This window comes from Enterobacter sp. MGH 37 (assembly GCF_000534515.1).
GTDB lineage: Bacteria > Pseudomonadota > Gammaproteobacteria > Enterobacterales > Enterobacteriaceae > Enterobacter > Enterobacter kobei.
Genome location: NZ_KI973205.1, coordinates 378,436 through 389,617 on the forward strand (window position 1 = coordinate 378,436; position 11,182 = coordinate 389,617).

An 11,182-nucleotide genomic window follows, 5' to 3' on the forward strand; every position below is an offset into this window, starting at 1 on the left:
ATCCTGACTTTTGCCTGATGAAAAGCATTGATAATTCGCGTCGCGAAAAATAACCTAAAGACGGTAGTTAATTCGAGGGTATTTATAACTACCCCTGACCGCCTGGTCTTTTTTATTTTCGCCGTTTTAGGCGCTTTAATTCGTCAAAGAGGAATAATCTATGCGTACGTTCAGTGGCAAACGTAGTGCGCTGGCGCTGGCTATTGCCGGTGTGACAGCAATGTCTGGCCTGGTTGTTACACCTGAGGCGAAAGCTGCGGGTTTCATCGACGATTCTACCCTCACGGGCGGCATCTATTACTGGCAGCGTGAACGTGACCGTAAAGACGTCACCGAAGACAAATATAAAACCAACCTTTCTCACTCCACCTGGAACGCCAACCTGGACTTCCAGTCAGGCTATGCCGCAGAAATGTTCGGCCTGGATATCGCTGCATTCACCGCGATCGAAATGGCGGAAAACGGCGACAGCGGCCACCCTAACGAAATTGCCTTCTCCTCCAGCAACAAAGCTTACGATGAAGACTGGTCCGGTGATAAGAGCGGTATCAGCCTGTACAAGGCCGCAGCGAAATTTAAATACGGCCCGGTCTGGGCGCGTGGAGGGTATATTCAGCCAACCGGCCAGACGCTGTTAGCACCACACTGGAGCTTCATGCCAGGTACCTATCAGGGTGCAGAAGCCGGGGCGAACTTTGACTATGGTGATGCGGGTGCGTTGAGCTTCTCCTATATGTGGACCAACGAGTATAAGGCTCCATGGCACATTGAAATGGACAAGTTCTACCAGAACGATAAGAAAACCAAAGTCGATTATCTCCACTCGCTGGGCGCGAAATACGACTTTAAAAACGATCTGGTACTGGAAGCCGCATTTGGTCAGGCGGAAGGCTATATCGATCAGTATTTTGCTAAAGCCAGCTACAAATTTGATATCGCAGGAAGTCCGCTGAGCACCAGCTACCAGTTCTATGGTACGCGTGACAAGGTCAGCGATGGCGGCGTCAACGACATTTATGACGGCACCGCGTGGCTGCAGGCGCTGACTTTCGGCTATAAAGTGGGCCAGGTTGATTTACGCCTGGAAGGGACATGGGTGAAGGCGGAAGGGCAGCAGGGCTACTTCCTGCAACGTATGACGCCAACTTACGCGTCATCTAACGGTCGTCTGGATATCTGGTGGGATAACCGCTCAGACTTCAACGCCGATGGTGAAAAAGCGGTCTTCTTCGGCGCAATGTATGATCTGAAAAACTGGAACCTGCCGGGTTGGGCAGTGGGCGCTTCTTACGCTTACGCCTGGGACGCAAAACCTGGCGACATGGCCACGCCGGATGCGTACTACGATCCAAACTATCGCCTGAAAGAGTCCTCCTACAGCCTGGATGCTATCTATACCCTGCAGGATGGGCGCGCGAAGGGCACGATGTTCAAACTGCACTTCACTCAGTATGACAACCACTCCGATATCCCGAGCTATGCGGGCGGTTACGGCAACATCTTCCAGGATGAACGTGACGTGAAATTCATGGTTATTGCCCCATTCACCATCTTCTGATGAATCATCCGGCGGGTTAAGGCCCGCCGGACCGGAGACTGCACATGATGAAAAAAATCGTAATTGTCGCGATGCTTGCATCGGGGCTGGTGGCCTGCGCTCAGCCTCAGGCACCGAAGGAAGATTCCAGGCTGAAGGAGGCTTACAGCGCCTGTATTAATACCGCACAAGGCTCGCCGGAGAAAATTGAAGCCTGTCAGAGCGTACTGAATGTGCTGAAGAAAGAGAAGGCGCATGAGCAATTCGCGACGCAGGAGAATATTCGTGTGATGGATTATCAGGCCTGTATCCAGGCGCGTAAAACGGGTAACGATCAGGAAGTCGCGAAGCGTTGCGATAAGATCTGGGACGAGATACGCAATAACAATAAATAAGTTGCTTTACGCCCGGTGGCGCTGCGCTTACCGGGCCTACAAAGGCATCATAGTCCGTAGGCCCAGGCGCAGCGCAACCGGGCTTTTTAAGGCAAAAAAAGCCAGCCTTACGGCTGGCTCAGAGTATGAACGTGACTTATTTTGCGTCGTGCGCGTGTTCATTTTCGCGGCAATCACCTTCAGCGCAGTGACCATACAGGTACAGGCTGTGGTTGGTCAGGCGGATGCCATGACGAGCGGCGATTTCACGCTGCCGCGATTCGATGGAATCATCGCTGAATTCAATGACCTTGCCGCAATCGAGGCAGATCAGGTGATCGTGGTGATGCTGCTGGGTCAGTTCGAATACAGATTTACCGCCTTCGAAATTATGACGGGTAACAATGCCCGCGTCATCAAACTGGTTCAGCACGCGATAAACGGTGGCCAGACCAATCTCTTCACCCATGTCGATAAGACGTTTATAGAGGTCTTCCGCACTGACATGGTGGTTGTCTGGACCCTGAAGCACTTCGAGGATTTTTAACCGAGGAAGCGTTACTTTCAGGCCAGCCTTCTTTAATGCGGTATTGTTGTCAGTCATGCGGAATCTGTCCTGTTGCTAAACGATTCACTTCTGAAAGAAGTGACAGAAAATGCACCTTGGATATTGCGTCTCATTATAGAACTGCCACGGCTAAATGAAAACTGCAAGTCTCAGGCAAAGTATGCTTATAAAAATGGGGTATCACCGACAAACTTGTGAAATGAAAACCACATTTTACCAGGGAAACATTGTACAGGTCTGAGCGAAAAAGTTAAAAGTTTGTAGCAATTAATTTAATCGGTTTTACCTGGAAAACGGGCGCAACCGCCGTTGCGCCGCGAAAATCAGGCGTTGAGAATATCGTCCAGGTGCAGTTCTTCACGGATCTGCTTAACCCACTTCTCTACGCGCTCAGCGGTCAGCTCAGGCTGACGGTCTTCGTCGATGGCCAGACCCACGAAGTGATCGTCATCGGCAAGACCTTTGGAGGCTTCAAAGTGGTAACCGGCAGTGGGCCAGTGACCGACAATAACGGCGCCGTTCGGCTCAATGATGTCGCGGATGGTGCCCAGTGCGTCGCAGAAGTACTCGGCATAGTCTTCCTGATCGCCACAGCCAAACAGGGCAACCAGCTTGCCGTTGAAGTCCACCTCTTCCAGCGTTGGGAAGAAATCATCCCAGTCGCACTGTGCTTCACCGTAGTACCAGGTTGGAATACCCAGCAGCAGAATGTCGTAGCCCTCGAGATCTTCTTTGCTGCTCTTGGCGATGTCATGCACATCAGCAACGTCTTTACCGAGCTGTTTCTGAATGTTTTTTGCGATATTTTCGGTATTGCCGGTATCACTGCCGAAGAAAATGCCGATGATTGCCATGAGTAAAATAACCTCTTGAAACTTAATGGTATGGTGGCCCAATTCGGCCACGGATAAGGGCAATAATAGCAGAACAGGCAACCCTGCGGAAACCGCTATCGCGCAGGACTGCACTCAGTGCTACATGAAAAGGGTAAAAAAGGGGTTTTTCAGACTTATGCCTGGCTGCGCAATGTCTCAAGCTGGGCGATCAGCATCTCTTCAATGAGCTCGCTGCGGCTGATATTACGCGCTTCCGCCAGCTCGTTAAGCGCATCGACAGCGTCAGCATTGAGCTTCAATTCGACACGCTTAAGCCCACGATTTTTATCGCGTTTAAGCTGGTTGCGTTTATTAATACGCAGCTGTTCGTCGCGCGAAAGCGGATTCGTTTTCGGTCGTCCCGGTCGACGCTCATTCGCGAACAGATCTAGTGTCGTACGGTCCGTTTGTTCTTTGGCCATGATTCAGAGACTTCGGGGGAAACACGCCGCCCTGCTAATGCCCGGGCGATAAGCGCGCCATCATACATCAGCAAAAACGGCACGCCAACGACTGGAAGCCCGTCGTCTTCCAGTCGCTCTCTTTTTAATCAATTTGCCGTATCAGTGAGATAGCGACGAATGGCGCGCAGGACTGCTTCAGGTTTTTCCGCATGTACCCAATGCCCGGCACCGGCAATTACATGGGCGCGCGCCTGCGGGAATTGTGCCAGCAGCGTGTCGCGGTAAGCATCAGTAACGTAAGGCGAGTTACCGCCGCGAATGAAGAGGGTAGGATGCGGCCAGGCGGGGACGGCCTCCCAGCCCACGATGTTATTATACTGGTCCCACAGCACCGGGACGTTAAAACGCCATTGCCCCTCAACAAACGACTTCAGCAGGAATTGCACCACGCCTTCTTCATCAAGATGCTCACGCATCACGGCTGCTGCCTGCTGACGGGTGGAAACGCCGGCCTCCGTCACCGCATTAATTGCCGCGAAGATCTCATCGTGACGGCGAACGTCGTAATCCACTGGGGCGACATCAATCACCACCAGCCCGGAAATTCGCTCAGGTGCCAGTGCTGTGAGCGCCATGACCGCTTTACCACCCATCGAATGCCCGATGAGGGTCACTTTCTGCAGGTTGTGGGCGTCGAGCGTATCCAGGAGATCCTGCGCCATTGCCGCGTAGGTCATCTCGTCTGCGCGCCCGGAAAGTCCGTGGTTGCGCATATCGACCTGTAAAATATCGTGATCGGTAACCAGATCGCGCGCCAGCACGCCCAGGTTATCCAGGCTGCCAAAAAGTCCATGAACCAGTACGATGGGAGAATTATTGTTCGGCGATTGTGCAGTTTGCGCTCGGGTATTCAATTTCATGGCAAAGTTCTTTTTTTACGTTTGTCAGGTTAGGGTATCATGTTGACCATTCTGCCGCCCGGCCGCAAGGTTCCAGTTTAATCTGACTTTTGCCGCCAACCTGGTTTGACGCTATCCGCTGTTGGGATTTGACCTTATAATCCCAATGACTTGTATTCAGATAAGATATCGCACTGGATTAAGATGAAAACAATCGAAGTTGATGACGAACTCTATCAGTATATTGCCAGCCAAACGCGGCATATCGGGGAGAGCGCGTCCGACATTTTACGGCGCATGCTTAAAATTTCCGCCGCTTCACAGCCTGCTACCCCAGTCACCAAAGATGTCGTGTCTCAGCCGAGCGTTGTTGCACAAGCAAAGCCTGCCGTGACGCCGGTAAAAGATAAAGTACGCGCGATGCGCGAGCTGCTGCTGTCCGACGAGTATGCGGAGCAGAAAAAGGCGGTTAACCGCTTTATGCTGGTGCTGTCTACACTTTACTCCCTGGATAACAAAGCGTTTGCTGAAGCGACCGAGTCGCTGCACGGTCGTACTCGCGTCTATTTCGCGGGCGACGAGCAAACGCTGCTGCAAAATGGCAACCAAACCAAACCTAAACATGTCCCTGGCACCCCATACTGGGTGATCACCAATACCAATACGGGCCGCAAGTGCAGCATGATTGAACACATCATGCAGTCCATGCAGTTCCCGGCGGAATTGATTGAAAAGGTTTGCGGTACAATTTAACCCTTGCATCAGAAGGACCCGGTAATGGCAAATCACAGCCGTGCAGGCCAACCTGCACAACAAAGCGATTTGATTAACGTCGCTCAGCTGACCGCGCAGTATTACGTGCTGAAGCCGGTCGTGGGCAACGCAGAACACGCAGTGAAGTTTGGTACATCTGGTCACCGCGGCAGCGCGGCACGCCATAGCTTTAACGAACCGCACATTCTGGCCATTGCTCAGGCCATTGCGGAAGAGCGCGCTAAAAACGGCGTTACCGGTCCGTGCTATGTGGGGAAAGATACCCATGCGCTGTCTGAACCGGCGTTCATCTCTGTGCTGGAAGTGCTGGCGGCAAACGGCGTCGACGTGATTGTGCAGGAGAATAACGGCTTCACGCCAACGCCGGCGGTGTCTAACGCTATCCTGGTGCACAACAAAAAAGGTGGCGCGCTGGCTGACGGGATTGTTATCACGCCATCCCACAACCCGCCGGAAGACGGGGGCATTAAATACAACCCGCCTAACGGTGGCCCGGCAGATACTAACGTCACCAAAGTGGTAGAAGACCGCGCAAACGCGCTGTTGGCTGACGGTCTGAAAGGCGTGAAACGCATCTCTCTGGATGCGGCAATGGCGTCCGGTCACGTAAAAGAGCAGGATCTGGTTCAGCCGTTCGTGGAGGGGCTGGCGGATATCGTCGATATGGCGGCGATTCAGAAAGCAGGCCTGAAGCTGGGCGTGGACCCGCTGGGCGGCTCCGGTATCGAGTACTGGAAACGCATTGCCGAGCATTACAAGCTGGATCTGACCATCGTGAACGATCACGTCGATCAGACCTTCCGCTTTATGCACCTGGATAAAGACGGCGCGATCCGTATGGACTGCTCCTCCGAGTGTGCGATGGCGGGCCTGCTGGCGCTGCGCGACAAATTCGATCTGGCGTTTGCGAACGACCCGGATTATGACCGTCACGGTATCGTCACCCCTGCCGGGCTGATGAACCCGAACCACTATCTGGCTGTGGCGATCAACTACCTGTTCCAGCATCGTCCGCAGTGGGGCAAAGAGGTGGCTGTTGGTAAAACGCTGGTCTCTTCCGCGATGATCGACCGCGTGGTCGACGCGCTGGGCCGCAAGCTGGTGGAAGTGCCGGTGGGCTTCAAATGGTTTGTTGACGGTCTGCACGACGGCAGCTTCGGCTTCGGTGGTGAAGAGAGCGCCGGGGCATCCTTCCTGCGTTTCGACGGCACGCCATGGTCAACCGATAAAGACGGTATCATCATGTGCCTGCTGGCGGCGGAGATCACCGCGGTCACCGGTAAGAACCCGCAGGAACATTACAACGACCTGGCGGCACGTTTTGGTGCGCCAAGCTACAACCGTATTCAGGCGAGCGCGACCTCAGCCCAGAAAGCGGCGCTGTCTAAACTCTCTCCGGAGATGGTCAGTGCTAACACCCTGGCAGGTGATCCGATCACCGCGCGTCTGACGGCTGCACCGGGTAACGGCGCGTCTATCGGGGGTCTGAAAGTAATGACCGAAAACGGCTGGTTCGCTGCACGTCCGTCCGGTACGGAAGACGCGTATAAAATCTATTGCGAAAGCTTCCTCGGCGCTGAGCACCGTCAGCAGATTGAGAAAGAAGCCGTAGAGATTGTCAGCGAAGTGCTGAAGAACGCGTAAGTGCGTTATCGGTGCGGGCTGATGCCCTCACCCCGGCCCTCTCCCACGGGGAGAGGGAGAAAACAATAAAAACGGCAACCCTCGGGCTGCCGTTTTGTTTTTACCTAACTATGCTTATTCTTCAATTCAAACCGTGGTGACACCAGACCGTACAGCGTCCAGCCCATAAAGGTCACCATTGCCCCATAGAGCATCGCTTCCTGACCGGAAGAGTAGAGCGCATAGAAGCTGTAAATCGCCCCAATGAGCGCCACGATATTCGCCGCTCGTGCTTTACGCGGATCCACCTTCGCGACCTTCTGAATAATCACCAGCGCGGCCATCGACAGAATGTACGGAATGATGTTCGTCACCACCGCCAGGTTGACCAGCACGTTGAACTGGCTGTTCAGCGACGGGCTAATGGTCATCAGCGACAATCCACTCTGGAAGATGACAATCGCCAGCATGCCCTGCACCGGTGCGTCCGCTTTGGTGACGCGGGAGAAGATTTTGGGGAAATAACCTTCGTCAGCCGAGGATTTAAACACCTGCGCGATGGTGAACTGCCAGCCGAGAAGCGAACCGCAGCAGGACATCACCATCAGACCCATAATCACCTTCCCGACTTCCGGGGTGAACATCTGGGCGAAAGCCAGCCCGAACGGTGCCGTGGAGTTAGCCAGATCCATATTCGGCACAATCCCGGCAATCACGTTGGTTGAGACGATATAGATCACCGCCGCCCCCAGCGTTCCGCCAAGTACCGCAATCGGCACGTTCTTTTCAGGGTTCTCAACCACTTCCGCATTCGCGCAGGCCGATTCCAGTCCGAGAAAAGCCCACAGCGTCATGGCGATAGAAGAGCCCACGGCGTTAAAGAACGGCACATGATGCGGGTTCCAGGAGTTGGCGTAGAGCGTAGGACTAAACCAGAACCAGCCGATGATGCATAAACCGACGACCGGGATAATCACGCCCCAGACGGTGATGCTGCTCAGTTGTCCGGTGATACGCGCGCCGCCGAAGTTCGCCACGGTGCAGATCCACAGCACCCCGATGGTCGCCAGCCCAATTTGTACCGGGGTGAGCGTGGCGCCAAACAGTTCCGTCCCGTAACCCACGGCAGAAATGGCAATCGCCACGTTGGCGATCAGCAGCGATACACCATAGGTATAGTTGGCCATAAAGTTGCCGGACTTGCCAAAAGCGTATTCCGCATAGCCGCCCATCCCGCCGGACTTGCGGCTGAACATCCCGCATTTGGCGAATGCCCACGCCAGCGCCATTGACCCCACCGCCGTCACCAGCCAGGAGATAATCGAAATGGTGCCCACTTCGGCAAGCTTGGTGGGCAGCATGATGATCCCGGACCCCATCATGTTGACCATGGTGAGGATGGTCAGCTGCACCACGCCCATCTTATTGGATTTACTCATAATGTCTCTCCTTTCAGCAGCGCGGGCTGAGCAGCGGGTTGTTTGATGACGTTACAGCGAACCTGTTTGCGACCCTCACACTCTTCAACGTATACGCCCTGCAGCTCAGGCGCGAAGCCTGGTAGCAGGTTGATACCGTCTTCCAGCGCGGCAAAGTAGCGCAGCACGGAGCCGCCCCAGACTTCGCCCGGGACAACGCACAGCACCCCAGGCGGATAAGGCAGGGCGCCTTCAGCGGCAATGCGGCCTTCCGCGTCGCGCAGGGAGACCAGTTCGACTTCACCACGCAGATACGCATAGTTTGCCTCCTGCGGGTTCATCATCAAGCGCGGGAAGTGAGACTTGCGGAACATCTCTTTTTGCAGTTGCTTCACGTTATGGCGGGCATAGAGATCGTGCATCTCCTGGCAAATCTGGCGCAGCGTGTAATCCGCGTAACGTTCCGGATGTTGTTTGTAGAGAGAAGGCAGGACCTCTTTCAGCGGAACATCGCTCTCGAGCAGTTTTTCGAAGCGCACCAGCTGCGCCACCAGCTGCTGCAGTTTGCCCATATCTTCCGCAGGGGTGAGCAGGAACAGGATCGAGTTGAGATCGCATTTCTCCGGCACGATGCCGTTTTCACGCAGGAAGTTGGCGAGGATGGTGGCGGGCACGCCGAAATCCTCATACTCGCCGGTGCGGGCGTTAATACCTGGCGTGGTCAGCAGGAGCTTGCACGGGTCGATAAAGTACTGGTGCTCGGCATAGCCCTCAAAAGCGTGCCAGTTTTCACCCGGTACGAAGTGGAAGAAGCGCAGATCGGTGGCAATTTCCGCTGTGTCGAAGCTTTCCCACGGACGGCCATCCACCGTCTCCGGCACAAACGGACGAAGGTACTGGCAGTTCTCCAGGATCAGTTTGCGCGCTTCAATACCGTTAACCACGCAGTCCATCCACATGTTGCGACCGCTCTGACCTTCATGCATACGGGCGTTAATATCCAGCGCAGCAAACAGAGGGTAGAACGGGCTGGTTGAGGCGTGCATCATAAAAGCATTATTCAGCCGCTTGTGGGGTACATAGCGCTGCTGGCCTTTGATATGGCTGTCCTTTTTGTGGATCTGCGAGGTCTGCGAGAAGCCTGCCTGCTGTTTATGTACCGACTGGGTGACCAGAATTCCCGGGTCGTTTTCGTTCAGCTCCAGCAGCAGCGGCGAGCAATCTGCCATCATCGGGATAAACTGCTCGTAACCTACCCAGGCCGAGTCGAACAGGATGTAATCACACAGATGCCCAATCTTATCCACCACCTGACGGGCGTTATAGATGGTGCCATCGTAGGTACCCAGCTGGATCACCGCCAGACGGAACGGGCGTGCATCGCGTGCACGACCTGGCGCCACCTCGGCTACCAACTCGCGCAGGTAGCTTTCCTCAAAGCAGTGCGCGTCAATACCACCAATAAAGCCGTACGGGTTGCGCGCGGTTTCCAGATAGACCGGTGTCGCGCCAGCCTGAAGAAGAGCGCCGTGATGGTTTGATTTGTGGTTATTACGGTCAAACAGCACCAGGTCGCCAGGGGTGAGCAGGGCGTTTAACACCACTTTGTTGGATGAGGAGGTCCCATTCAGCACAAAGTAGGTCTTATCGGCATTAAAGACCTTTGCGGCATGTTGCTGCGCAATGCACGGCGCGCCTTCGTGGATCAGCAGATCGCCCATTGCCACGTCGGCGTTACACAGGTCGGAACGGAAAAGCGTTTCACCAAAGAAATCGACAAACTGATTGCCCGCAGGATGACGGCGGAAGAATTGCCCCCCCTGATGCCCCGGGCAGTCAAATGCGCTGTTACCCTGTTTTACGTAGTCTACAAGGGCACGGAAAAACGGCGGCCGCAGCTGGGTTTCGTACTTCTGGGCTGCCGCTTCCAGCTGGCGGCCATAAAAATCGTTGCTGGTGTCTGAATGCTCAAATACGCCGTGAATGCGCGATAAATAATCTGCCGGAATGATCTCTTCTTTATGCGTTGCGACAAAGACGGGAATGCCAAATCCGGTGGCTTCTATTTCTTCCAGTATGCCGCTGGAAATATCGCTAACGGCCAGAACAATGGCCGCGACGTCGATATAATCGGAAGCGCGGACATCCACAAGCTCACGCTGGGTGGTAAAGCAGTCCGGACATGCACGGCTGGCCGCGATTTTTAAACTTTTCATCTTTCTCTCTTTATTTTAGGTAATAAGCGTCCTTCGATTTCTTGTCAGAAAGAAATCGATAATTTTCCGGAAAAAAAGCAAAGTGTGGCCGCTGATTAAAATCAGTAAATTGCTTTTTGATGATTGAAATTCAGTCCGCCCGGTTGCGGATGAGTCTGAATTAAATTGAATGAGCGCACGAGTTCACAGGCAATGGCCTGTAAAATAAGGTGTTTCAGGATAACCTGTAAGCGAGTGCGCCAGAAGTCGAAGGACTACCGGGCATTAAAGAGGTGAAAGTCAAAGCAGTTTCGGTGGGCAAACATCATGATATGTGTTGTCCGCCTTATATGGGGCATTAAGCGATTGTTGTTTTCCATGTTTCATTTTCCTTTCAGTAATTGAAAGCATGGTCATTTTATCCAGGAAAAAGGGATTAACTGTGAATCAGATCACCCTTAACCGATCATTTCAGAAATAATTAGTCGTTTTTGATGAATAACGCAGATCAAAAT

General features: G+C 53.8%; 11 protein-coding genes. 4 read left to right on the forward strand and 7 right to left on the reverse strand.

Annotation, left to right across the window (positions count from 1 at the left end; genetic code table 11):
• Nucleotides 1-160 precede the first annotated feature (160 nt).
• Nucleotides 161-1,558 (forward strand): chitoporin ChiP, encoded by a 1,398-nt coding sequence (chiP, locus tag L383_RS21830; RefSeq protein ID WP_023332404.1) that lies wholly within the window; start codon nucleotides 161-163, stop codon nucleotides 1,556-1,558.
• Nucleotides 1,559-1,605: 47 nt separating this feature from the next.
• Nucleotides 1,606-1,932, forward strand: coding sequence for a ChiQ/YbfN family lipoprotein (gene chiQ / locus L383_RS21825; RefSeq protein WP_032629169.1), 327 nt, complete (start codon nucleotides 1,606-1,608; stop codon nucleotides 1,930-1,932).
• 136 nt (nucleotides 1,933-2,068) lie between these two features.
• Here chiQ and fur read toward each other — a convergent pair whose 3' ends face one another.
• The 4 genes from fur to ybfF all read right to left on the reverse strand — a co-directional run bounded on the left by fur (nucleotide 2,069) and on the right by ybfF (nucleotide 4,678).
• Complete coding sequence (fur, locus tag L383_RS21820) at nucleotides 2,069-2,515, reverse strand: ferric iron uptake transcriptional regulator (RefSeq protein ID WP_003858655.1); 447 nt, start codon at nucleotides 2,513-2,515, stop codon at nucleotides 2,069-2,071.
• A 287-nt stretch (nucleotides 2,516-2,802) separates the two neighbouring features.
• Nucleotides 2,803-3,333: a flavodoxin FldA gene (gene fldA / locus L383_RS21815; protein WP_008501067.1), complete on the reverse strand. Its 531-nt coding sequence runs from the start codon at nucleotides 3,331-3,333 to the stop codon at nucleotides 2,803-2,805.
• Nucleotides 3,334-3,488: 155 nt separating this feature from the next.
• Nucleotides 3,489-3,776, reverse strand: coding sequence for a LexA regulated protein (gene ybfE / locus L383_RS21810; RefSeq protein ID WP_014883017.1), 288 nt, complete (start codon nucleotides 3,774-3,776; stop codon nucleotides 3,489-3,491).
• A 128-nt stretch (nucleotides 3,777-3,904) separates the two neighbouring features.
• Nucleotides 3,905-4,678 carry an esterase gene (ybfF, locus tag L383_RS21805; RefSeq protein ID WP_014883018.1) on the reverse strand — a complete coding sequence of 258 codons (774 nt, stop codon included), beginning with the start codon at nucleotides 4,676-4,678 and terminating at the stop codon, nucleotides 3,905-3,907.
• Between the two features lie 183 nt (nucleotides 4,679-4,861).
• Between ybfF and seqA the strand changes: the two genes are divergently transcribed.
• Nucleotides 4,862-5,410, forward strand: coding sequence for a replication initiation negative regulator SeqA (gene seqA, locus L383_RS21800; protein ID WP_014883019.1), 549 nt, complete (start codon nucleotides 4,862-4,864; stop codon nucleotides 5,408-5,410).
• 24 nt (nucleotides 5,411-5,434) lie between these two features.
• A complete protein-coding gene (gene pgm, locus L383_RS21795) occupies nucleotides 5,435-7,075 on the forward strand; it encodes a phosphoglucomutase (alpha-D-glucose-1,6-bisphosphate-dependent) (RefSeq protein WP_023332406.1) in 1,641 nt (546 codons plus the stop codon).
• Nucleotides 7,076-7,179: 104 nt separating this feature from the next.
• Here pgm and potE read toward each other — a convergent pair whose 3' ends face one another.
• From potE to speFL, 3 genes are all read right to left on the reverse strand, one after another.
• On the reverse strand, nucleotides 7,180-8,493 hold the full coding sequence (gene potE / locus L383_RS21790) for a putrescine-ornithine antiporter (RefSeq protein WP_023332407.1): 1,314 nt from the start codon (nucleotides 8,491-8,493) through the stop codon (nucleotides 7,180-7,182).
• Complete coding sequence (gene speF / locus L383_RS21785; protein WP_023332408.1) at nucleotides 8,490-10,688, reverse strand: ornithine decarboxylase SpeF; 2,199 nt, start codon at nucleotides 10,686-10,688, stop codon at nucleotides 8,490-8,492. Before speF ends, potE begins: the two co-directional genes overlap by 4 nt.
• Nucleotides 10,689-10,942: 254 nt before the next feature.
• Nucleotides 10,943-11,047 carry a leader peptide SpeFL gene (gene speFL / locus L383_RS25605; RefSeq protein ID WP_003858645.1) on the reverse strand — a complete coding sequence of 35 codons (105 nt, stop codon included), beginning with the start codon at nucleotides 11,045-11,047 and terminating at the stop codon, nucleotides 10,943-10,945.
• Nucleotides 11,048-11,182 lie beyond the last annotated feature (135 nt).